The following is a 24,101-nucleotide window of genomic DNA, read 5'->3' on the forward strand; positions in this document are numbered from 1 at the left end:
CCTTGTTTTGACTATCGATTTCCATCCAATAATATATCATGTGTTCGGACGGCTTCTTCCACTTCTCCAAATGACCAATGGTTTTTCGGTACATCCACAAATGTCGGAGTTTCCACATTCGTCAATGGTCCGCGTTTGAAAAGAAGGTTTATGATTTTCACCGTTTGCGCCCGTGTCAATTCCTGGTTCGGCTTGAACGTAAGGTCTTCATAACCGGTCATAATGCCGGCAGCTTTGGCAAAGTTGATCGCCTCAAATGCCCAGTGCTTGCTTGTTACATCTTTGAAACCGGCTTCTTGACTGACATTCAATTTTCCGCAGTAATCACATAGTTATGAATTGGATTGTCGATATGGCCATCGGCGAGATCATCGGCAGTTACCTTTGTTATCCAAGATGAATATGAAAAATACAAATTTCCTATGGAATCAAATGCAATATCTGAAACAGAATACGGCATTGTTCCTATTTCATGCACCTTTGGGCTTGTAACGGGAATTGGAAAGTCATTGAAATCCTTTTTCGAAATGGTATATAACTTTTTTAAAACATAGTCTCCAAAATAGAAATCGCCCGTTATTGGATGGAAAGCAAGTCCATACAGAAACACTCCTCCTGTAATGACTTCCGTGGAAATTTCGGCAGGATTTCCAATCCCTTCACTAAAATCAGTACTGGAAATTTTATAAATTTTATCAATCGGATAACCTATGTAAGCAAATGTGTAATAAAAATTGCCCTCCGAATCAAAATCCAAAGAATATGGTTCGCCATTATTAAAATTTATTACATCCGTTATGGTTCCATCATCAGAAATTTTACTGATTTTACTGTCGACGAAATTTGCAACATAGATGTATCCATCATGATAGGACAATCCAGAAGCATTTGTATTGGCCGAGGTAAATGCAAATGTTTGTTGGGCACCTATGGGCAAAATCATTGCGAAAATGGCCATTGTAATCAAAAATATCCTTCGCATCCTGAGTTTCACTTTCATACTAAATTCCTCCTGCTATTGGTATTTTCTTAATTATATTATAGGATTAAGGTTCTATAGAAATGTTTTTTTTGATAGGATAAAATTCCCTTTTAAAAAGAAAACAGCCTATGAAATTTTGTAAAATTTCATGGCTGTACGAATTTGAAACAAGTAAAATGTCCCGGCTTCTCACTTATAAGTTAGTAAATATTTTTATAATCTTTGCTCCTGCGGTCGTCACATCAAATGTTACCCTGCCGCAATTCATCTGCGGCTAAGCGTGTGCGACAGCCGAAAAGGGAACGCCTCAAAAATGACTTTTCAGACGCTCCTTTTCTCATTTTTGTTTCCATTTTTCCATTTGAAAGGACAACCCAATTAGGTTAAACTAATGGAAGGAAAATGGAGGTAAACATATATGGGTGGCTCAGTTTCGATTGTACAATTAATCATCTCTGTCGTATTATTTTTTGTCATGTTTTTTGGAATCGGTTTCTTATTGAACATGTTACTTCGCATGACGTGGCTGATGACGATCATCTATCCGGTTGTCGTTATCTTTATCATTGATGAAGTCAGCTTTTTGGATTATATATTTAAACCGGGTCATGCATGGCCGGCTTTATGGGATAAAATTTTATCTCTTCAGGTTGTGGATATTGCCATTCTGTCTGGAGGATTTGCCGGAACCATCGTCGCCGGCATCGTCATGATTATTTTAAGGAAAAGCGGATATCGAATGTTTTAAAAGGATCTATCCAAAAGTGCCAACTTTTGGATAGATCCTTTTTATTGGATGAAAGTATAAAAAATGACGGAAATAATGATGCCGGTAAGTGCGCCGGATAATACTTCATTCGGTTTATGGCCCAACAAAGTTTTCAGTTCTTCCTGTTTTTCATTTTCATCTTTTTCCGTCCAATGTTTCATTTCATGAAAAAATGTTGTCAGTTCTTGCCGGATTTTATTCAACATGGCTGCATGCTGCCCTGCCTGATAACGGACACCGCTCGCGTCATACATGACGATTCCGGCGAACAAGGCGGCAACGGCAAAAACCGGTGAGTCAAAACCTGTTTCGTAACCAACGGCTGTAGCGAGACTCGTCACAGCGGCGGAATGGGAGCTGGGCATGCCGCCGGTGGAAGTGAGCAGCGACCAGTTGATTTCTTTTGTAAATAAAAAATGGATGGGTACTTTAATGAATTGCGCGAAAAAAATTGAGAACAGCGCCAGGAGTAATGGAGCATTATGAAAAATGGCCAAATTGCAAAAACCCTTTCTTTATTGTCTTACAAACAGTATAGCATAATGCTTATTCAAACATTTAAGTATATGCATGAAAAAGATTAGTGTGAATGGAAAGATTGATGTTTCAAGTGGTGTTCGGACGATTTTATTATTGGATATCGGTTTTGGATTTGTCATATTATGTATATAAATAAATAATCAATAAAGGGCTGTGGAAGAGGATGAGGGAAGAAAAAAAAGAAAAAATCGTTAAAATTCTGGAAAAAAAGCTGAAATCCACTTCAAGACAACTTGTTCAATTTGATTCGGAAGATGAAACGCTGCAATATATAACAAATGCTTTCAGAGAAAAACTGTCAGCGGACTTTGTCGGGATTGTTTTCAAAACGGGAGAACAGTTGATTGTGAAAGCATGGAGCGGGACAAAAAGTTCGATTGCCGGCCATTTTCCATTACCTGTGGACCAGTGTTCCCCCAATTTATTTTTGTCCAGTTTAACCCATGAGCAATTGAGTCTGGAAAAAAATTGCGAGTTTACGAGACTGCTTCACAAGGAGAAGGTCCAAACTTGGTTTACTTTCCCGCTGAAAAATGAATTGAATCTTTTTGGATTTTGTATCATTGGTTATTTGCAAAGAGTCATTTTATATGAAGAAATGGAAAGTGTATTTGACGATTTTGGAAAGGATTTAGCCATTGCTGTATTGTTTCAAAGGGAAAAACAACATAAACAAAAGCTTCAGAGTTTATTAATTTATCAGCAAGCGATGGTGAAAGAAACGATTCACGGCAATTCGATCGATGAAATCACCACGATGTTGAGTCAGACATTGGAGAAATCTGTCCTGTTGCTCGACCGGTTTTTGAGACCGATTTCGTATAAACTGTTACCTGACAAAGAAGGTTTATTGGATGAATACCTTGAGCTCGCCACCTATGAAATTGTTCAAAAAAGAACATCCAAAGCATGGATTCCCCATCCGGCCTTGGAAAAAACGTTGTTAATTTGGACCATTGATGTGGGTGGGGATTTATTTGGTTATTTGGTGTTGGATGCCACCAATATCAAAATGGATGATTATGTCCGTTTGGCCATTGACGTCGCCCGCAATATTTATTCCATTCAATTTATGAAACAAAAAATCATTCTTGATGCGAAAGAACAGGTCAGAGACAGTTTTATCAACAAATTATTGTCCAATCCAATCGACGAGATTGAAAATATCTTCCAATATGCCAATCTTTTTCATTGGGATATCAATCGTCCCCATTTTGTCGCCATCCTGTCATTAACCATCCAAGATCATCACCTGGATTTACTGGAACAGGAGTCGTACAAATCCGCCATATTGGAAAAAATCAAATTGAATCTATCAAACTACTATCCGGAAGTGATTGCTGTAAATAAAGAAGGCGATTTGATTCTAATTTCACCGGTTTCATCGATGGCTCATTCAATAAAATTATATTGGAATAAAATGTATGAAAATTTAAAAAAATGGGTGAGAAGCGATTGGAACAATGTTCAAGTCTTATTGGCCATCGGGGGAGTAACAGAGAAGATTGAAGATTATTCTGTTTCTTACATGCAAGCAAAAAAATGTCTGAATGTAGTGAAGTCGCGTTTTAAGGAAATGGGATTCGCCTTATTTGATGATTTGGGGGCCTATACTTTATTGCATGAAATCGATGGCCGGATGGTTGCCATCTTTGTTCAGGATCACATCGGTCCGTTATTGAATAGTGAAGGAAAAAACATGGATTTATTGAAAACCCTTCAAGTATATTTGTCGCATAATGGGAATATGACCGAAACGGCAAAAGAATTGTATATTCATCGAAGCACATTGCAATACCGCCTGGAAAAAATTGAGGATCTCTTACAAGTGGATTTGGATAATGCGGAACACCGATTTAATTTGAATATGGCGATTAAATTGTATGATTTATTCGGGAACGAATTGAAGCAGAACCTGTGAAGCCATTTCCACCCGCTCTTTGAACCATTGGGCAAAGGGCGGGTTTTTTTGTTCCGTATTCTATGAATCTTTCAGGCATTCTCCGCAAAAATGATGAAAATTCGTTGTATTCTTCCTACATTGTATAGGTACAGAAGAGATTAGAATTTTTATATATTTTAATCACAGAAAATTTTTAAAATTGAAAGGAGTATCACATATGGCGATAAAGACAGTTGGAGTGGTGGGAGCAGGAACGATGGGAAGCGGAATCGCCAACTTGATCGCAAGCAGCGGATTCCAGGTTTTCCTTCACGATGTAGATACAAAATTTTTGGAAAATGGGTTGGCGCGCATTGAGAAATTTATGAACAAAAGCGTTGAAAAAGGAAAAATCACGGAAAGCGAAAAAGCGGAAGTCATTGAACGGATCCATACAACGACGAATTTGGAAGATTTGCAAGAGGTCGATTTTGTCATCGAAGCCGTTGTTGAAGATTTGGACGTGAAAAAGGAAGTCTTTACAAAACTGGATCAAATTCTGCCGGAAGACGTCATCATTGCAACAAACACGTCCTCGATGTCCATTACGGTGCTTGCGGAAACAACAAAACGTCCGGAGAAAGTGGCCGGAATGCACTTTTTCAACCCGGCACAAATCATGAAGCTTGTGGAAGTTGTACGGGGATTAAAAACAAGTGATGAAACCGTTTCCAAAATCCAAGCTTTTGCAAGAGAATTGGGGAAAGAACCGATTGAAGTCAAAAAAGATGTGCCAGGATTTATTGTAAATCGCATTATGATTCCGCAGTTTATTGAAGCGATCCGGCTGCTCGAAGAAGGTGTCGCCACGGCGGAAGATATCGACAAAGCGGTTACCCTTGGCTTGAATTATCCGATGGGCCCATTTACATTGCAGGATTATGCGGGCGTGGATATCGGTTATTACGTAATGGAATATATGAAAAATGAACTGAATGATAATCGTTATGCACCTCCATTATTGCTGAAACAACTGGTGAGAGCAGGCAGATTAGGTAAAAAGACGGGAGCTGGTTTTTATGACTACAACAAATAAAACTGTTCAGGACTTGACGGCAAAGTATGAATTTTTGCTTTGTGAAATTGAGAATAAGGTTGCAATTGTAACCATTCACCGTCCACCTGTCAATCCCCTTAATACAGCTGTTTTTAAAGAACTTACCCAATTGATGACAGAGCTTGAAAACCGGGAAGACGTCCAAGTAATCGTCCTTACGGGAAGCGGTGAAAAGGCTTTCGTTGCCGGAGCGGACATCCGCGAAATGTTGGAATTGGAAGCCGTTGATATGCTGGAGATGAATCAAACTTCAAGAAAAGCTTTTTCAACGATTGAGAATTTAGCGAAGCCTGTCATTGCCGCCATCAACGGACTTGCCCTTGGAGGCGGATTGGAATTGGCATTGGCTTGCGATTTGCGGATTGCTTCAGAAAAGGCCAAATTCGCCTTTCCGGAAATCAATTTGGGCATTATCCCTGGTGGAGGCGGAACGCAAAGATTGCAACGGATTGTCGGACAAGGAATTGCGAAAGAATTGCTGTACTTTGGTGAAATGATTACGGCGGAACAAGCGCTTCAATGGCACATTGTGAACCGGGTGGTACCGGCGGAAAATCTTTTGTCAGAAGCCTGCGAATGGGCAAAGAAACTGGCCGAGAAACCGAGTGTAGCTTTAAGAATGTTGAAATTGGCGGTGAATTCCGGTTCCAATGTGGATTTGGAGTCCGGGCTTACAATTGAAATGACTTGCTTTGGCAATGCCTTTGCAACAGAGGATCGAAAAGAAGGAATGCAAGCATTTGTAGAAAAAAGAAAGCCGAATTTTACAGGGAGATGATTTTTGTGAAACAAGATATTGTCCTGTTGGAAGGTGCGCGTACCGCTTTGGCTGAATTTTGCGGTTCATTCCGGGAGGTTTCAGCGACGGATTTGGGGGCTTATGCCTCTATTGAAGCGATCAAAAGAGCAAAAATAACACCCGATGAAATTGATCATGTCGTATTCGGAAACGTTCAGCAATCAAGTAAAGATGCCCATTTTTTGGCCCGGCATGTCGGGTTGAAAGCGCAAGTGCCGATCGAAGTGCCGGCTGTTACCGTCAATCGATTATGCGGCACCGGCATCGAAGTGTTGTTGACTGCTGCCCGGTTCATTCAAACGGGGGAAGCGGAAGTGGTGCTGGCAGGCGGAGCGGAAAACATGAGCCAAGTTCCCCATGTCATCAGAGGAATGCGGTGGGGGACCAAATTAGGTTCACCGGTGATTGAAGATTGGTTGTGGGATGGACTTTATGACACGTATGGTCAATGTTCAATGGCCATCACGGCGGAGAATTTGGCGAAAAAATACGAAATCACGAGGGAACAAGTGGATTTGCATGCGCTTACAAGCCATGAAAGAGCCCTTTCCGCAATGGAAAAAGGATATTTTGAGAAAGAAATTGTTCCGGTGGAAATCAAGAAGAAAAAAGGGACGGTCATCATCGACAAAGATGAACATCCAAGAAAAACAAGTCTGGAAGAGCTGGGCAAATTGCCTCCAAGATTTTTGGAAGGAGGTGTAGTTACACCAGGCAATGCCAGTGGAATGAATGATGCGGGAGCCGCTGTGATCCTTGCTTCTTCGGAATATGCCGAAAAAAGAGGGTTGCAACCGATTGCGAGATTAGTATCGTGGGATGTTGTCGGTGTAGAGCCGAAGTATATGGGAATCGGGCCGGTACCTGCCATTCAAAATGCATTGAAAAAAGCGGGGCTGCAGCTGAAAGATCTGGATTTGATCGAAATTAATGAAGCCTTTTCAGCCCAATATTTGGCGTGTCAGAAGGAACTCGGATTTGACCCGGAAATCGGCAATGTAAATGGCGGTGCAGTTGCATTGGGACATCCATTGGCGGTTTCAGGGGTGAGAATATCGCTGACTTTGATTTACGAGTTGGCCAGAAGAGGAAAAAAATACGGTGCTTCTGCCGTTTGCATTGGTGGTGGACAGGGAATTGCGGCAATATGGGAGAGATTATAAAGGGGGATGAAGAATGACAGTTACTGTGTTTGGACTTCTTGAAAGGGCATCTCAAAATTATCCGGATAAAGAAGCGATCTTTGATGGAGCGAATCGCATCACGTATAAGCGATTAATGGAAGAAACTCAAAGTATAGCGGCCGCTTTGTCGCAAAAGGGTTATCAAAAAGGGGACCGGGTCATCGTTTCCCTTCCCAATTGGTATGAAGCCGTAGCCATCTATTTTGCGTTGGCGCAATTGGGCGTCATCTTGATTCCTTGCAACACAAGATACAGCAAAGAGGAGCTTGTCTACATTCTCGAAAATTCCGGCGCAAAAGGAATGTTTGTCGGAAAAGATTTCCAATATTTTGAGGACTTTAAAAATTATTTGCAATCAAGTGATTCTTCTTTGGAAGATATTTTCGCAGTGCGCTCGGAAATGTCTGAATTTTCTGGTTATCGGGATTTATTGGAGAAAGGCAAAGGCATTTCCGCATCTCCTGCACCAATCGATCCGGCAGATGATGTTTTTACAATCCTGTATACGTCCGGAACGACCGGCAAACCAAAAGGGGCTATGTTGACCCATGAAAATGTCATATATTCCGCCGAATTATCCGCCGATATGTTGAAATGTACAAAAGACGATGTATATCTCATTCCGGTGCCTATTTTCCATGTGTTCGGTTTGGTGCCGGGCATCCTGTCGGTGGTCAGCAAAGGTTCAAAGATGGTGTTTTTGGAAGAGTATAAAGCCATCGAAGCGTTAAAACGGATCGAGAGCGAAAAGGTGACGGTCCATCATGGAGTGCCGACAATGTTCATATTGGAACTGAACCATCCGGATTTTCAAAAGTTTGACTTGTCATCGTTAAGAACAGGAATCATCGCGGCTGCTCCATGTCCGGAAGAAATCGTCCGGAGAATTCGGACCGAAATGGGTTGTGACATTCAAGTTTCCTATGGACTTACAGAAACCTCCGCTCCGGTGACATTCACAAGCTTTGATGATGATGATTATTTGAAATCAACGACGGTAGGAAAATTTTTGCCGGGCTATGAAGGGAAAATTGTTGACGTACAAAGACAAAAAGTGGGAATCGGTGAAATTGGAGAAATCGCCGTCAAAGGAAAAGGCGTGATGAAAGGGTATTACAAGATGCCGGAATACACGCAGGCGGCATTTGACGAGGAAGGCTATTTTTATACGGGTGATTCCGGAACGATGGATGAACATGGTTATATCCGCATCGTTGGACGCAAGAAAGAACTGATTATCAGAGGCGGATATAATATTTACCCACGGGAGATTGAAGAACATTTCTATAAACATCCAAGTGTGCTGGAAGTGGCGATTATCGGTTTGCCTGACACGGTTTTAGGGGAAATCAGCTGCGCCGTGATTAAATTGAAACCGGGCCATGTGGAAGATGAACAATCGATGAAGGATTACATCAAAGACAAAGTGGCGGATTTCAAGGTGCCTGACCGTTTTGTTTTCGTTGATAAGCTGCCGATTACCGCCAGCGGAAAAATTATCAAACATGAACTGAAAAATATCATTACCGAGAAATTGAAAGCGACACTTCGTTAAGGGGATGTGCCAAATGCATAAGTATGAATTTAAAGTGCGCTGGGGGGACACGGATGCGGCAGGAATCGTTTTTACCCCCAACTTCTATAAGTGGATGGATGAAGCCACGCATGAATATCTTGCGGAACTTATAAAGCCGTCCAGCAGACTTTTTCAGGAAGATAAGCGGGCTTTGCCCATCCTTGAAGCCTTTTGCCAGTTCAAAAAACCGCTGCGATTTGAAGAACATGTGGTGATTGAAACGACCGTATTGGAAATCCATAATAAAACCTTCAAATTAAAACATGTGTTCAAAAGAGGAGACGAAATTGTAGCCCATGGTTATATGATCCGCGCATGGACGTCCTTTTCCGATACGCCAAAAGCGGAGCCGATCCCGAAAGAAGTGGTTGAAAAGCTGACATTGTCTCTTGAAAGAGAGGTTGTGGTACATGAATAGTTCAACGAAAAGTTTGCTGTCCTTTTTAAACAAAACGAGCCGTCCAGCTGATGTGTTTACAGTGGAAGAATTTACGGATGAACATCTCATGCTGAAAGAGACGGTAGAGAAATTTGTTGATCGGGAAGTATTTCCCGTACTCCATATGATTGAACAGAAACAATTTGATGAAACAAAGAGACTGATGTTGAAGGCGGGAGAACTTGGCCTCATTGCGGCTGATATTGCGGAAGAATACGGAGGATTGGAACTTGGCAAGGTGAGCGCGGCGATTATTGCCGAAGGGATGGCAAAGGCAAGATCGTTCAACATTACGTTCAGCGGCCAGACAGGAATAGGGGCGTTGCCGATTGCCCTGTTCGGGACACCGGAGCAAAAATCCCGTTATTTGCCTAAATTGCTTACAGGAGAGCATATCGCAGCCTATGCTTTGACGGAACCATCCGCCGGAACGGATGCATTGGGCATTAAAACATCTGCCACTTTATCTCCATGCGGCCGTTATTATATTTTGAATGGCGAAAAGCAATGGATTACGAATTCAGGATTTGCGGACATTTTTATCGTCTATGCAAAAGTGGACCATCAGCATTTCACCGCTTTTATTGTGGAAGCGGCCAGCGAAGGGCTGTCCACGGGTCCAGAGGAAAATAAAATGGGGTTGGACGGTTCATCCACCCGTTCGGTTATTTTGGATCAAGTCCATGTGCCGGTGGAAAATGTCATTGGTGAAATCGGCCGCGGACATATCATTGCATTCAATGTATTGAATTTCGGAAGACATAAAATTGCTTTGAGTTCGCTGGGCACGGCCAAACGGGCAATCGAATTGGCGATCGAATATGGAAATGTCCGTCAACAATTCAAGCAACCATTAACGAGTTTTCCTTTAATCAGAGAAAAGATTGCGGATATGGTTGCAGAGTCCATTGCGGTGGAAAGCGTTGTATACCGGACGGCCGGGGAAATGGAAGAATCCTTTTCAGAACCCTGTGATTCCATTGCCAAATTGGTAGGGAAATTTGCAGTCCATTGTTCCATTAATAAGGTGATGGCGACCGAAGCGGCGGGAAAAATTGTGGATGAAGCATTGCAAATCCATGGCGGCTATGGGTATATGCGGGAATATGAAATCGAACAATTGTATCGGGATGTCCGAATCAATCGCATCTTTGAAGGCACGAATGAAATCAATCGCATCTTGATTGCCAACCACATAATGAAAGCGTACGAACCGGTTGTGGAAGAAGAGCATGTGAGCGGTCCATTGGAGAAGGAATATCAAAAATTGAATCTTGCAAGGGTTATATTGAAAGAGTTGATTGAAAGCGCCCGCAAAAACAATTTGACAGATATGAATAAAGAACAGGAGCTGGCAGCTGCCATTGCGGATATGGCGATTGGGTTATACGCCATGGACAGTTTGTTGGCGAGAGCCCGAAAAACAAGCGGAGATCAAAAGATTGAAATCGCTGCAAAAGTTTACGTTCATAAAACATTGCAACAATTTATGAATCTGGCACTATATTTGAAGAATTATGCAGGGATTGGTGTGGAGGCCATTCAGAAAGCGCATCAGGCCATCATTGAAAGCGCTGACAATTTGATTGGCTTAAAGCGTCAATTAGCAGAAATCGTTATTTCATAGCGATTTCTGTCTGTTCGTGCGCCCGGCATGTACATGAACGATAGGGTGTAAGTCCCGAACCCCGAAGACAGAAGTAGAGGTTAGCCAAGAGCAAGGGTGTCCGTGGTGACGCGGAATCTGAAGGAAGCTGGAGGCAAAACACCGGTCCGAGGAACACGAACCTCATATAAGGCTAGGTATGATTGAGTGAGTTTGCGAAACAAAACAAAGCTCTTTCTGTCGAAGGTCATATCGAGTAAATGAGGCGGATAGATGGTGTGAAAGTGCATGTACTTACCCGGGGAGGTCTGGCGGATAGGTGAAGTACGCTTCATAACCTACTTAGTGATAAGTAGCTGAACCGTCAGAAGTCAGCAGAGGTCATAGTATTAGTTGGTCTAGAACAACTAAGAAGGACTGAACAATTAAGAGAGAATAGCCCTTGGCATTCAGTGAGTCATGATGAACACAGAAAACGTAGTACCTCACTTGAGGAAGGAAGCGGTGAATCCCGTGGGGGACCTCTTGGAGGGTGGAGTGACCACTGGCATAAAGAGAACAGCTATTCACGGAAGGAGAATAACGATGCTTTTGAATCAAATCCTGTCACGGGAGAACATGCTTCAAGCACTAAAACGTGTAGAACAGAATAAAGGAAGCCATGGAGTAGATATGATGCCCGTACAAAACTTACGACAGCACATAGTCGAAAACTGGCTATCTATTAAGGAGGCAATTCTCAAGGGAACTTATGAACCAATGCCAGTCCGCAGAGTCGAAATCCCGAAACCTGACGGCGGTGTTCGTTTACTAGGAATCCCTACCGTAACAGACCGTTTGATTCAACAAGCAATCGCCCAAGTACTTTCAAAAGTGTATGACCCTACATTCTCTGAAAACAGCTACGGATTTAGACCAAACCGAAGTGCCCATGATGCGGTGAGGAAAGCGAAAGAATATATAAGAGATGGACATCGATGGGTTGTAGATATGGACTTGGAGAAATTCTTTGATAAGGTCAACCATGACAGATTAATGGGTACACTCGCGAAGAGAATCCAAGATAAACCATTACTGAAATTGATTCGTAAGTATTTACAATCGGGAGTCATGATTAATGGTGTGGTGTCAAGCACATTAGAAGGAACTCCACAAGGAGGACCATTAAGTCCGCTACTATCTAACATTGTACTAGATGAACTAGATAAAGAATTGGAAAGAAGAGGACACAAATTCGTTCGATATGCGGATGACTGTAACATTTACGTGAAAAGTAAACGAGCAGGACTTCGCACAATGGCAAGCATTCAACGATTCATTGAAGGAAAACTACGACTGAAAGTAAATGAAAAGAAATCAGCGGTCGACCGTCCATGGAAACGTAAGTTTCTAGGATTTAGCTTTACCTATCATAAAGAGCCAAAGGTTCGTATCGCAAAAGAAAGCCTTAAACGAATGAAGAATAAAGTTCGTGAAATCACATCACGCAAGATGCCCTACCCGATGGAATACCGCATTCAGAAACTGAATCAATATCTAGTGGGATGGTGTGGATATTTTGCGTTAGCAGACACCAAATCTATATTCCTTGAATTAGATAAATGGATTCGTAGAAGACTTCGAATGTGTCTATGGAAGAACTGGAAGAAACCGAAAACAAAGATGCGCAACCTTATTCAACTTGGCGTACCACAATGGCAAGCGTATGAATGGGGAAATACTCGGAAGAGTTATTGGCGTATTTCAAATAGTCCAATATTACACAGAACCCTTGGTAACTCCTATTGGAGAAACCAAGGGCTGAAAAGTCTTGAAGCTCGTTATGAAAACTTGCGTCAATGATCTTAATTGAACCGCCGTATACGGAACCGTACGTACGGTGGTGTGAGAGGACGGGAGTTAATCGCTCCCTCCTACTCGATTTTATTTCTTTATTTATTCAATATACTCATTTTACTCTATTATCACAGTGTAAACAGGGGGATTGTAATTTGAAAGAACTTCAAATGATTGAAAAGACGACTGTTAAGAAGACGATGACTCGGATTTTGCCGTTTATTTTGCTTTTGTATATTGTTGCCCATTTGGACCGGGTGAATTTAAGCTATGCGGCTTTGGAAATGAACGCCGACTTGGCGCTGACTTCGGAAGTGTTTGGATTATTGTCGGGAATCTTCTTTATTGGCTATTTTATGTTTGAGATCCCGAGCAATATGATCATGAGCAAAATGGGGGCCAGACTATGGATTGCCCGCATTATGATCACTTGGGGAATCATTGTCATATTGACGGGATTTGTCCAAAATGCTGCCCACTTATATATTTTGCGCTTTATTTTAGGTATCGCGGAAGCGGGTTTTTTCCCGGGAGCCGTACTGTATTTGACATACTGGTTCCGTAAAAAAGAGCGTGGACGGGCAACGGCGATCTTGCTGTTGGCTTTGCCTATTGCGGGATTAATCGGCGCTCCCGTTTCGACATGGATCATTGATCATGTGTATTGGCTGGAGATGGCCGGTTGGCGATGGATGTTTATTTTGGAAGGGCTTCCGGCATTACTTCTCGGAATCGTGGTGCTGTTCTATTTGGTGAACCGGCCAAGTGAAGCCAAATGGCTGTCCCAGGAGGAAAAGGAATGGCTGGAATCAGAACTTCAAATGGAAAGAACGGAAAGCAATCACATCAATAAAAAATATGTTGGGGAAATGTTGAAAGATGCAACAGTTTGGAAATTGGCATTAATTTACTTTTCAAATTACACTTGCATGTTCGGATTGTCTTTTTGGTTGCCAACGATTCTGAAAAATTTATCCGCAGAGGGGACAACCAATGTATCCATTGGGTTGTTATCGATGATTCCTTCCTTCATGGGGATATTGGCCATTTTATTTGGCGGATGGAATTCCGACCGTACCGGAAAATATAAGGAACATCTTGTCGCCTCCTTCATAATTGCCTTTATCGGCTTTGCCTGTGCAAGTTTTATGAGCTCCCCGGGCTGGATGTTGGTTTGCTTGACCGTTGCTTCGTTCGGTCTGTATATATTTGCCGGATGCTTCTTTGCTTATGAAACCCACTTTTTCACAGAACGAACTGCACCAGTCGGCATCGCATTAGTCAATTCAATTGCGGCCCTTGGAGGTTTCTTGGGACCTTATATTTTAGGGGTGCTGAATGTAAAAAGCGGCATGCTTTTCCTGGTGGTACTGGGCATCGTTGGTACCGGATTGCTGATTACTTTAAAACAAAAAACTTCTGAAACCTTTATTTTTGAAGAAGAAAAATCATTGGAGAGTGTAGGGAAAAGTTGATATCAAATTCTTGTGATATGTTGCCACTTCCTTTTACAAAAATTAGGTTATACTAGTAAAAGGAAGTGGCTTTTTTATTTGAATTCCTTTAGAAAAGGATAGAACATGAACTCGGAGGTTCTTCAATATGATTTGTAAAGAGAAAAAAACATTTGATGAAATTACAACGGAATTATTAATTGTAGGTGTTCAAAAAAATTGTGAACATATCAAGGGATGGAAAGATTTCGTATCCTTTTACGGAGAGCAGGTGGAAAAATGGATCCGTTCCGGCGATATCGAAACGGAACGCAAAAAGTTGACGAGAATTCCGTATGTGGGATCCAATCAACATCTGCAACGGGTTTTGTTTGTCGGATTAGGGGATACGAAAACGTTGACGAGAAATGAATTGCGGGAAACTTTTGGACTGGTGGGGAAAAAACTTCGTGAGATGAAAGCGGACAACTTTACCCTTTGGTTGGAATCCTTTACCGCCGCCCCGATCAGTGAGAAGGATATTGCGTTTTTATTTGCGGAAGGAAGCGGCATGGGATTTTATCAAGTGCCTCATTATAAAACAACATGCAACGTTCCGGATGTTTATCTTGATGAAGTGCATTTTGTGACAAAAGAGGATTTTGAAGAAATTGCTGAAAGCTGCAAATTGGGCTACATTTATGCGGAAGCGGTGAATGAAGCAAGAACGTTGGTGAATTTGCCTCCGAATATTTTGAGGGCCACAGACTTGGCGGATTATGCGGTGAATTTGGCGCACCAATATGGCTTTGAAGTGGAAATTTTGAATAAAGCGCAATTGGAAGAGCTGGGAATGGGCGGCATCTTGGCGGTCAATAAGGGATCAACCAATGAACCCCGGATGATTACTTTAAAATATAAAGGAATGGAACAGTGGAAAAACGTCATCGGTTTGGTTGGAAAAGGGGTCACTTATGATACAGGCGGCTATTCCATCAAATCCAAAACCGGCATGGTCGGCATGAAAGGCGATATGGGCGGAGCTGCCGCTGTTCTTGGCGCCATGAAAATCATCGGTGAAACGAAGCCGAAAAAGAATGTGGTGGCCGTCATCGGGGCAACGGACAATATGATTTCAGGAGACGCGTTCAAGCCCGATGATGTGATTACCACTTATAGCGGAAAAACGGTGGAAATTAAAAATGCCGATGCGGAAGGCCGTCTCGTTTTGGCGGATGCGGTCACTTACGCCAAACAACATGGTGCGGATTACTTGATTGATGTGGCCACGTTGACCGGCGGAGTCATTACCGCTTTAGGCTACGATAAAACAGGTGCATTGACGAATCATGAAGGCTTTTTCGACAAGTTTATGGAAGCGAGCATCAAAACTGGTGAATTTGTTTGGGGCATGCCGTTGACGGAAAGGGATAAAAAACGCATCCGCGAGTCGCAATTGGCCGATTTGAACAATTCTCCGGGAAGCGATGGCCATATGATTTTTGCCGGCGGGTTTGTCGGGGAATTTGTAGATAATACGCCATGGATCCATTTGGATATTGCCGGAACATCCGATGCATCCAAGCCTTACGAATTGGGGCCAAAGGGCGGCACGGGCGTAATGGTTCGCACCCTTGCTGCATTTGTTGAAGATTTCGCATTTAAAATGGATTAGGCGATTAACATAAGTGAACCTCCTTTTCCCACATATGTTACTAGAGAAAAGGAGGTTTACTATGTCGAATTTCCGATATCACCATCGTCCAGTACCATATAACCGGGGTGGATTCAATTTTTTTAGCTATCCTTTTCTTGGCGGATTTTTAGGGGGATTATTAGGGAACGTGATTTATCCTCAAGGATATTATTATCCACCATATTATCCATATTATCCAATCTATCCTCCATTTTATCCACCATATGGCCGTTACTGATGGAGTGCGGACTTCCGCACTCTTTTTTCTTTTATTTACTTGATAGATCGGGAAATTTTGCTATGATAAGTTAGGAAAAATACAATTAACGGGGCAAATATGATGAAAAATCCGTACTTATATAGTTATTTACCATTATTCTCTATTCTGCTTTATAGTCTCTCATTCGGCATTTTTACGGTAGGCAAGTTGATCGGCCTTTTCCAATCCATCGGCTTATATGCCGGCATGCTGGAATTTTTCACCGATATGGAAATCCGGATGTTGTTGCTGTTCGTTTCATTCCTTTGTTTCTTCATGATGTTTTCAGCATTGAAATTGGTTGGGGAAACGATTCATGAGATCGCGATGCTATTGTTTTCGAACGATTCGGAAGGCCATTCTGTAAAGGGGGCAAGAGGGGGATATGTCATCTTCTTTTTCGGTGGCCTCTTGAGCACCGTTGCCATCCAATCCTATCTTGCATTGCTGATCATTTTTGCATTATCGCTATTTTGTTCTTTTGTCTATACAGTATATAAAATGAGCCAATATACTTCTTTGGCCGGCATGATTGGCCTCATCGTATTTGAAATTGTTTTTTGGGCGGTTTTTCTTGCGGCAGTCCTCTTTGTATGTCTAAAACTGTACAATGGGATTTTGGCGAGCTTGCCTTTTGCAAATTAGATTGGTACGGGCTGTCTTCAATGGGGCAGCCTTTTTTAGTTGCATAGATATCATTCCAAAGAAAATGGTTCAGTGCGGTTCATTCGAAAGTCAAACTTTCCAATTAATATTCTGACCGGCATAATCAAAAAAGAGCGGGAAAGAAACTCGCTCTTTTTTCATTGGTTCATAATGCGGTTGAAGATTTTGAAATGGATTTGCGCCTTTTCAAGCTGTTGCATCGATTTTGGCTGGTCATATCCGAGCCAGACGGCAGCGGTGTATTCGTTCGATAAGCCGGCCAGCCAAAAGTCCCGATAGTCATTGGTTGTTCCTGTTTTCGCACCAATATACGATGAATTTGCAAAAATTCCCTTTCCCGTTCCGCTTCTGACCACTTCGCCCAAAAGCATCCGCATATATTGGACCGTTTGTTCAGACCATATTTGTTTCCGTTCCGTTGGCCATTGATACAATATATTTCCATCCTGATCGGTCACTTTCCGTATGGCATGGGCTCTTGTGTAACTTCCGTCAATAAAACTTGTATACGCATCGGCCATCTCCAGGGCGGTTACCCCGTATGTGAGCCCTCCCAATGCGGCTGAATAATTTTTATCCTTTTCCTCAATGGACTCGAAACGGAATTGGTTCAAGTATTGAAAAGCCGTGTCGATTCCCACCTTGGTGAACAGCCTCAAAGCGGCTGTGTTTAAGCTGTATTTAAAGGCGGTCGCAATCGTCACATTGCCGTAGACTGCGCCCCCGTAGTTTTGCGGGCAGAAATTGCCGATGCAAATGTTTCCTCCACTTACTATGGATGAAGGGGAATAGTTTGCCGTTTCAAAAAGCGGCGCATATACGATTAATGGTTTAAAGGATGAACCCGGCTGTCTCGGTGCTTGATAAGCCCGATGGAAGTCGAATTTTTTATAATCCTTCCCACCATAAATACTTACAATTTCACGATTGCTATTATCAATGACGACAGCGCTTGCTTGCAAGTTGTTTTGGACCGACAAAAAAGAGTCGATGGCTTTCTCATCCCCGTCCTGCTTTTGAGGATTCAAAGCCGTATGTATAATGATGCCGGAATGAAGCAGTTCATTGATTCTTTCATCCAATTCCTTCTGGACCACTTTTTTTGCGTCCGGGGTAGCTTTCCGCAATCTGTCCGCATATCCTTCATTTTCCGCAATCAATTCTTTCAGTTCATGCAAGACGTAAGTGCTGTAAGCGGGGAACTTCTGGGTTTTCCTCTTGATATTCAGTCGAATCGGTTCGTTTTTATATGTATTCGCTTCATCGGCCGTGATGATATTTTCTTTGGCCAGCAAGTCAATCAATCGCTCTTGCCGCGCTTTTGTATTCCCGAAATTGGTCACCGGATCATAAAGGGATGGATTGTTCGGAATGGCCGAAATGAATGCAATTTCCGCCACGGACAAATCCTGCAAAGGCTTATTGAAATAGTACGTTGCCGCACCGCCGATTCCATACACTTGATTGGCAAAATACATTTCATTTAAATACATTTCTAAAATTTTGTCTTTGTCATACATCTTTTCTAATTCATAGGCATAAAAGATTTCCATTAATTTTCGTTCATAGGTTTTCTCTTCTGATAAATAAAGCGACCGGACAAGCTGCTGGGTAATGGTGCTGCCCCCTTGCCGGATGGAATTTTGTCCCGCATTGGCGATAACCGCCCTCATGATGGCGCTGAAGTCGAAGCCGATGTGCTGATAAAAATCCCGATCCTCGCTTAATATAAACAGTTGTTTGACGATTTCAGGCATCTCATTTAATGGAGTAGGGACCCTCCATTCGACGTAATCCTCATTAAAAAGACTTCCATTTCGGTCCAACATTCTAACGGGAAGCTGGGTTTGGGTTTCAGGAAGTTGGACTTGTTCTTCGATTTGCTGTTGTTGGGTTTTTGCCTGGTCCACTTCTTCCAATATTTTCTCCCCCAACAGATAGAGGAGAGGGAAGAAAGCGATAATGATAAGATAACCAAAAAATTGCTTCACGATGATTCCTCCTCGGCTCCTACAAGAAAGGATACCATAATTTCCAACAGAACAGTTCCGCTTTATTGCATGACACAAAAGTATTTCTCTTTGGGAAATTGTTAAAATAATAAGAGATGAAAGGGAAAATGCCAAATTAGCAGAAAAAATGATCGTTTTATGGTAAACTGATACGAGGAAAATGAAGTCATGACTTTGATTTTATTTATAAAGGAGAAGAAGAAATGTACCCACAATTAACGAAGGAATTAAACCCTGGAGAAATTTTGGTGGAAATGAAAACGACAATGGGCTCAATAAAAATAAAATTGTTCCCGGAACATGCGCCAAAAACAGTGGAAAACTTTTTGGGCCATGCCAAGTCGGGTTATTATGAAGGAATTATTTTCCATCGTGTCATTAAGGATTTTATGATCCAAGGCGGAGATCCAACCGGAACAGGAATGGGCGGGGAATCCATCTGGGGACAACCTTTTGAAGATGAATTCCATCCTGAATTGTTCAATTTGCGCGGAGCATTATCAATGGCCAATGCAGGACCAAACACGAACGGTTCACAGTTCTTTATCGTGCAAATGCCATATGTGCCGGCGGACATGGTTGCCCAAATGGAACAGGCCGGTTTCCCGAAAGAAATCATTGAGGAATACGCACGGGTTGGGGGTACCCCTTGGTTGGATTATAAACATACTGTATTCGGTCAAGTGGTGGAAGGCATGGATGTAGTGGACAAAATTGCGGAGGTGGAAACGGATTTCCGCGATAAACCGTTGGAAGATGTCAAAATTTTATCAATCACAGTGATCGAATAATATGACGGAAAGAAGTGATGAAGGTGAATCACCTTTTATTATACGGCGACTTTTTATATTTCCCGGAAGATAAAATGGCCTATATTCCGGCCGCGGTTGAAATGGTCTTTCTGTTCCTGCTCTGTTTTGCGGTTTTCTTTGCAGTGAAACAATTTTCAAAAAGACAGGAAATGAAAACGAAAGAGCTGGAAGAGCGGATTTTGAAAGAAAGAGAAAAAAATAAGGAAAATCATATAGAACTCAAATAATTTGAAAGGCTGTCCGTAAAACATTTCGGACAGCCTTTTCAAATTGCTCTATATTTAGGAAATATTCCAATGGTATGCAACAACAAGAAAATCTCCTTAATTTTCCAAACTCTTTTTTTGGTGGTATTTTATTAATGAAAAATTTAAAAATATTACATAGGAAATAGTTACAGCAACGGTTATTAAGATGAACCCTTTCCACCCCAGATGATGATAGACGGGAGCGACAAGAGTGCTTCCGGATGCAACCCCGATGTAATAAGCAACCAAATAAAGGCTTGATGCGCTTCCTTTCAAATGGGTCGCGGTTTTGCCCACACTTGCGGCAGTTAATGAATGGGCTGTGAAAAAGCCAAAACAAACCACACACAAACCAAACAATACGACAAAGAGAGAAGAATGCAATGTGCACAATACGCCGAAAGAAAGAAAGAAGATCGCAAAGGTCCGCACTTTTTCTAATGTGAATTTATTTGAGAGCCAGCTTGCAATCGGTGCTCCAATAATCCCGAAGGCATAGGCAAAATACAAAAAGGAAATGGAGTCCAGGGACATGGAAAAAGGCGGTTGTGCCAATTGGAACGGAAGGTACGTCCACGTTCCGGTAAATGTGATTTGCAATACGATTCCCAATCCAAATAACAGAAGTAAAATCGGGTTATTTAGATGATAACCGAAACCTTTCAAATCTTCCAAAAAACTTACTGCACTTGGGACGAAAAATTTCGATTTTGGCAAAGCGATGAGCACAAAAATAAACACGCAAATGCCAAAAATCATAATGATTGTAATGGCTGATTGCCAACTATAAGTTTCTGAAAGATACCCCGCAAGAAACCGTCCGATCATCCCGCCAAGCGCATTTGTAGAAATATAGATGGATGTGGCCAGATTCCGCACTTTCGATTCGATTTCCTCTCCGATATAGGCAAGGGATGCAGCCGGCACACCAGCCAAAGTGAATCCTTGGATAAACCGCAAAAGGGAGATCACCCAGTATTTTTCAACAAAAAGCATGACAAGAAATGGAAGAATCGATAAAAGGACGGAAAGTTTGATGAATACGACTCGTCCATTTCTGTCAGAAAAAAACCCTAAAACAATCAGCCCGAAAATCAGGGACAACGTTGCCAGTGACATGGTCAAGCTGGAGTACGTCACTGAAATGGAAAACTCTTTTTCGAATACAGGAATGAGCGGTTGAAAGGAATAAAAGCTTGCAAAAATGAAGGTTGATGCCAACCCGAGGCTTGCAACGATGCGCCAGTAGCCGGCCTCATTCAATTGATACCCCTTTGTTTCCATTTGTGAACACCCTCTTTTTATACTTCAACGGACACGGTCGAAAATGTGTGCCAAGTTTCCAATGTTATTTTCCGGTTCCGAATGGCAGCCATAGCGATAATTGAGGGAAGAGGATGACGACGATCAAGTATGCAATCATCAATACAATGAATGGAATTACGCCCCGAACGACTTCCCCCAATTTTTCCTTCGCAATACCCGCAACGACGAACAAGTTTAAACCAACTGGAGGTGTGATCATACCAAGTTCCAAGTTGATTACCATGATAATGGCGAAGTGATATAAATCGATACCGAAATGTTTTAATATCGGTAATAAAATCGGCAAAGTGATCAAAATAATCGATACCGCTTCCAAGAACATGCCCAAAATAAAGAACAGGAAGTTGACAATCAACATGAATACCCATTTGTTCATGTCGCTTTCCGCAATCCATTGACCGACTTTATGAGGGACTTGTTCGTTTGTCATATATAAACCGAATAATGAGGCAGCTCCGATAATAAGGAAAATCATCGCTGTTACGTTAATGGATTCAACCATCACATGGCGGAAATCTTTCCAGCTCAACTCACGGTAAATGAAAATAGAAACGATGAGTCCGTAAACGACCGCAATCACGGCAGATTCCGTTGGAGTGACAACTCCTTTGTAGATAGTGCCTAAAATTAATACCGGTAATAATGCACCCCAAATGGCTTTCAACGATTTTCTTCCGCGTTCTTCCCAAGTGGCTTTTTGGTCACCTTGATATCCTTGCTTTTTCGCATAAACGATGGCAGCGACAATCAGAACGGCAAGCAAGCCCAAACCAGGGATAACGCCAGCCATGAATAATTTTCCAATTGATTCCTCGGCGGTGATACCGTAGATAATGAGAGGGACGCTTGGAGGAATCAAAATACCGAGCGTTCCGCCGGCGGCAACCAATCCGTAAGCATATCTTTTATTATATCCTGCTGAGATGAGGGCGGGAATCATGATCGAACCAATGGCAGCGGCCGTTGCCGGAGATGAACCGGAAATGGCGGCGAAAATCCCGCAGGCCAGGATCGTTACAACGGATAATCCTCCTGGCAGATGCCCGACCCATGAACGCAATGCTTCAATCAAATATTTTGAAATTCCGCCGCGGGCCATAATGGCACCTGCAAGTACGAATCCGGGGATGGCCATCATTGGAAAGGAATCGAGTGCGGTAAACATCCGTTGAGGCATCATGTTCATATTAAAATCGGACATAAATAACATTAAAATGGTAGATAAGGCCAAACTGATTGCTATAGGAACCCGCAAGAATACTAATATAAAGAAACTAATTAAGAGGGTTAGCATATTCTTCATCCTTTCTACGCAGAATGTTTACCAACCGTTCGATAAATCGAAGCAAGAAAAGCACTCCTGAAATTGGTAGTATCAGGTAAACAATCCACATAGGGATGCCCACTTCAAGAGATACCATTCCAGAATTGAGTCGAGCAGAGACCAGATTCCATCCGTAATATGTATAAATCAGACAGAATATAATGCTCAACGCGGTTGCTACAAGATTGAGAATATATTTTCCGGCAGGGTTTAAACGGTCGTATAAAATATCCACTTGAATGTGCTGATTGTGTTTTAATGCCATACCGAAGCCCAGGAAAGTGCCCCAAATGATTGAATATCTTGCCACCTCTTCAACCCATGCCTGGGGATGGTTTAAAACATATCGCATAAATACTCCGTAGAAGATTAAGAGGACACCGGCGCCAAAAAAAAGACCCGAGAAGATTTCCTCAAACCAAGCCCAAATTTTCATTAACACTTTCAATTGTCTCAACTCCTTTATTTTAAAGTGAAAAAAGAGGGAGTGCCGAAATGCATCGACACTCGAATCGTTAGGGAAAAGATTGTGTTTCAGGGAATTTTTTATTCAGCTAAAGCCTTGATGCCATCAATTAATTCTTTTGTAATAACATCTTCGAATTTATCATAAACAGGTTGTAACGCTTCTTTAAGAGCTGCACGCTCTTCATCAGTCATTTCATATACTTCCACTGTGCCTAAGCTTTTGATTTTTTCGAAAGATTTTTGGTTTTCTTCAGCCGCCAAATCTTGAGCATATTTCGTAGCTTCAGCAAGCGCTTCTTCCACTTTTGCACGTAAATCTTCAGGCATTGATTCCCAGAAAGATTTGTTTACGAAAATCGCATAGTCAAGACGACCATGTTGTGTTGTAGATAAATATTTTTGAACTTCATAGAATTTCATTGTATCAAAGTTGTTGAATGGGTTTTCCGCGCCATCAACTGTTCCTTGTTGAAGAGCAGCGTAAGTTTCACCAAAGGCGATTGTCGCAGAACCTGCGCCTAATGCTTCAAATTGAGCTTCCAATACTTGTCCAGCTTGTGTACGGAATTTCAAACCTTTGAAATCTTCAGGTTTTACCAATGGATGTTTGTTGTTGGAGAAATGTTTGAATCCGTTTGGCCAGAATGCCATACCTTTAATATCGTTTGCTGCCAATTGATCTGAGTTGAATAAATCTTGAGCCAATTCTGAATCAAAGAATTTTTGAACATGTTCTTCACTTTCGAATAAATATGGCATATCTACATACTGCCAACGTGGGTCAAGTTTTACCATTTTTGTTACAGAAGGAGCGATCATATGTACGTTCCCTGATACTAATGCATCAAGTTCGTCTGCATCCCCGTATAATTGGGAAGCCGGATACACTTCAACCTTTACTTTACCTTCTGTTTTTTCATCCACTAATTGTGCAAAATAATCAGCAGCTTTACCTTTTACACTATCTTGAGCTGTTACGTGAGAGAACTTGATGACAAGCGGTTTGTCTGCAGTGTACTCATCACTAGATTTCTTGTCATCACTGCTGGAACTGTCGCCGCCACAGGCAGCAAGCGCAAGTGCCAACACCCCTAAAATCGTGGCTAATAGCCATTTCTTCATGATGT

Annotated in this window: 22 protein-coding genes; 14 read left to right on the plus strand and 8 right to left on the minus strand. The window is 42.0% G+C overall.

Annotation, left to right across the window (positions count from 1 at the left end):
• Window positions 1-11 precede the first annotated feature (11 nt).
• Together NSS77_RS11155 and NSS77_RS11160 are read right to left on the minus strand one after the other, a co-directional pair.
• Window positions 12-311: an S-layer homology domain-containing protein gene (locus NSS77_RS11155; RefSeq protein WP_342468825.1), complete on the minus strand. Its 300-nt coding sequence runs from the start codon at window positions 309-311 to the stop codon at window positions 12-14.
• A complete protein-coding gene (locus NSS77_RS11160) occupies window positions 308-1,000 on the minus strand; it encodes a hypothetical protein (RefSeq protein ID WP_342468826.1) in 693 nt (230 codons plus the stop codon). Before NSS77_RS11160 ends, NSS77_RS11155 begins: the two co-directional genes overlap by 4 nt.
• A gap of 400 nt (window positions 1,001-1,400) precedes the next feature.
• Here NSS77_RS11160 and NSS77_RS11165 point away from each other — a divergent pair, with 400 nt between their 5' ends.
• The gene (locus NSS77_RS11165) at window positions 1,401-1,730 is read left to right on the plus strand and encodes a YuiB family protein (protein ID WP_342468827.1); all 330 of its coding nucleotides are present in this window, start codon (window positions 1,401-1,403) and stop codon (window positions 1,728-1,730) included.
• Between the two features lie 41 nt (window positions 1,731-1,771).
• Here the strand turns inward: NSS77_RS11165 and NSS77_RS11170 are convergent, their stop codons facing one another.
• The gene (locus NSS77_RS11170) at window positions 1,772-2,248 is read right to left on the minus strand and encodes a divergent PAP2 family protein (RefSeq protein WP_342468828.1); all 477 of its coding nucleotides are present in this window, start codon (window positions 2,246-2,248) and stop codon (window positions 1,772-1,774) included.
• Between the two features lie 206 nt (window positions 2,249-2,454).
• Between NSS77_RS11170 and NSS77_RS11175 the strand changes: the two genes are divergently transcribed.
• From NSS77_RS11175 to NSS77_RS11225, 11 genes are all read left to right on the plus strand, one after another.
• Window positions 2,455-4,212, plus strand: a complete 1,758-nt coding sequence (locus NSS77_RS11175) for a helix-turn-helix domain-containing protein (RefSeq protein ID WP_342468829.1) — start codon at window positions 2,455-2,457, stop codon at window positions 4,210-4,212.
• A 199-nt stretch (window positions 4,213-4,411) separates the two neighbouring features.
• Window positions 4,412-5,269 (plus strand): 3-hydroxyacyl-CoA dehydrogenase family protein, encoded by an 858-nt coding sequence (locus NSS77_RS11180; RefSeq protein WP_342468830.1) that lies wholly within the window; start codon window positions 4,412-4,414, stop codon window positions 5,267-5,269.
• Window positions 5,253-6,068 carry an enoyl-CoA hydratase-related protein gene (locus tag NSS77_RS11185; protein WP_342468831.1) on the plus strand — a complete coding sequence of 272 codons (816 nt, stop codon included), beginning with the start codon at window positions 5,253-5,255 and terminating at the stop codon, window positions 6,066-6,068. The genes NSS77_RS11180 and NSS77_RS11185 overlap by 17 nt, the downstream gene beginning before the upstream one ends.
• Window positions 6,065-7,252, plus strand: coding sequence for an acetyl-CoA C-acetyltransferase (locus tag NSS77_RS11190; protein WP_342468832.1), 1,188 nt, complete (start codon window positions 6,065-6,067; stop codon window positions 7,250-7,252). Before NSS77_RS11185 ends, NSS77_RS11190 begins: the two co-directional genes overlap by 4 nt.
• A gap of 13 nt (window positions 7,253-7,265) precedes the next feature.
• Window positions 7,266-8,828, plus strand: coding sequence for an AMP-binding protein (locus NSS77_RS11195; protein ID WP_342468833.1), 1,563 nt, complete (start codon window positions 7,266-7,268; stop codon window positions 8,826-8,828).
• A gap of 13 nt (window positions 8,829-8,841) precedes the next feature.
• Complete coding sequence (locus NSS77_RS11200) at window positions 8,842-9,267, plus strand: thioesterase family protein (RefSeq protein ID WP_342468834.1); 426 nt, start codon at window positions 8,842-8,844, stop codon at window positions 9,265-9,267.
• The gene (locus tag NSS77_RS11205; RefSeq protein ID WP_342468835.1) at window positions 9,260-10,915 is read left to right on the plus strand and encodes an acyl-CoA dehydrogenase family protein; all 1,656 of its coding nucleotides are present in this window, start codon (window positions 9,260-9,262) and stop codon (window positions 10,913-10,915) included. The genes NSS77_RS11200 and NSS77_RS11205 overlap by 8 nt, the downstream gene beginning before the upstream one ends.
• A 564-nt stretch (window positions 10,916-11,479) precedes the next feature.
• Window positions 11,480-12,736, plus strand: a complete 1,257-nt coding sequence (ltrA, locus tag NSS77_RS11210) for a group II intron reverse transcriptase/maturase (protein ID WP_342471261.1) — start codon at window positions 11,480-11,482, stop codon at window positions 12,734-12,736.
• A gap of 149 nt (window positions 12,737-12,885) precedes the next feature.
• The gene (locus NSS77_RS11215) at window positions 12,886-14,205 is read left to right on the plus strand and encodes an MFS transporter (RefSeq protein ID WP_342468836.1); all 1,320 of its coding nucleotides are present in this window, start codon (window positions 12,886-12,888) and stop codon (window positions 14,203-14,205) included.
• 127 nt (window positions 14,206-14,332) lie between these two features.
• Window positions 14,333-15,838: a leucyl aminopeptidase gene (locus NSS77_RS11220; protein ID WP_342468837.1), complete on the plus strand. Its 1,506-nt coding sequence runs from the start codon at window positions 14,333-14,335 to the stop codon at window positions 15,836-15,838.
• A gap of 358 nt (window positions 15,839-16,196) precedes the next feature.
• A complete protein-coding gene (locus tag NSS77_RS11225) occupies window positions 16,197-16,763 on the plus strand; it encodes a DUF5366 family protein (protein WP_342468838.1) in 567 nt (188 codons plus the stop codon).
• A gap of 158 nt (window positions 16,764-16,921) precedes the next feature.
• Here NSS77_RS11225 and NSS77_RS11230 read toward each other — a convergent pair whose 3' ends face one another.
• Window positions 16,922-18,775, minus strand: coding sequence for a transglycosylase domain-containing protein (locus NSS77_RS11230; protein ID WP_342468839.1), 1,854 nt, complete (start codon window positions 18,773-18,775; stop codon window positions 16,922-16,924).
• A gap of 224 nt (window positions 18,776-18,999) precedes the next feature.
• Between NSS77_RS11230 and NSS77_RS11235 the strand changes: the two genes are divergently transcribed.
• The gene (locus NSS77_RS11235; protein ID WP_342468840.1) at window positions 19,000-19,587 is read left to right on the plus strand and encodes a peptidylprolyl isomerase; all 588 of its coding nucleotides are present in this window, start codon (window positions 19,000-19,002) and stop codon (window positions 19,585-19,587) included.
• 23 nt (window positions 19,588-19,610) lie between these two features.
• A complete protein-coding gene (locus NSS77_RS11240; protein WP_342468841.1) occupies window positions 19,611-19,835 on the plus strand; it encodes a hypothetical protein in 225 nt (74 codons plus the stop codon).
• A gap of 96 nt (window positions 19,836-19,931) precedes the next feature.
• Here the strand turns inward: NSS77_RS11240 and NSS77_RS11245 are convergent, their stop codons facing one another.
• The 4 genes from NSS77_RS11245 to NSS77_RS11260 all read right to left on the minus strand — a co-directional run bounded on the left by NSS77_RS11245 (window position 19,932) and on the right by NSS77_RS11260 (window position 24,096).
• Complete coding sequence (locus tag NSS77_RS11245) at window positions 19,932-21,140, minus strand: MFS transporter (protein ID WP_342468842.1); 1,209 nt, start codon at window positions 21,138-21,140, stop codon at window positions 19,932-19,934.
• Window positions 21,141-21,204: 64 nt separating this feature from the next.
• Window positions 21,205-22,476: a TRAP transporter large permease subunit gene (locus NSS77_RS11250; RefSeq protein WP_342468843.1), complete on the minus strand. Its 1,272-nt coding sequence runs from the start codon at window positions 22,474-22,476 to the stop codon at window positions 21,205-21,207.
• Window positions 22,457-22,948, minus strand: coding sequence for a TRAP transporter small permease (locus tag NSS77_RS11255; RefSeq protein ID WP_342471262.1), 492 nt, complete (start codon window positions 22,946-22,948; stop codon window positions 22,457-22,459). The genes NSS77_RS11250 and NSS77_RS11255 overlap by 20 nt, the downstream gene beginning before the upstream one ends.
• 104 nt (window positions 22,949-23,052) lie before the next feature.
• Window positions 23,053-24,096 carry a DctP family TRAP transporter solute-binding subunit gene (locus NSS77_RS11260; RefSeq protein ID WP_342468844.1) on the minus strand — a complete coding sequence of 348 codons (1,044 nt, stop codon included), beginning with the start codon at window positions 24,094-24,096 and terminating at the stop codon, window positions 23,053-23,055.
• Window positions 24,097-24,101: the final 5 nt, after the last annotated feature.

It is taken from the genome of Ureibacillus sp. FSL K6-3587, assembly GCF_038593165.1.
Lineage (GTDB): Bacteria > Bacillota > Bacilli > Bacillales_A > Planococcaceae > Ureibacillus > Ureibacillus suwonensis.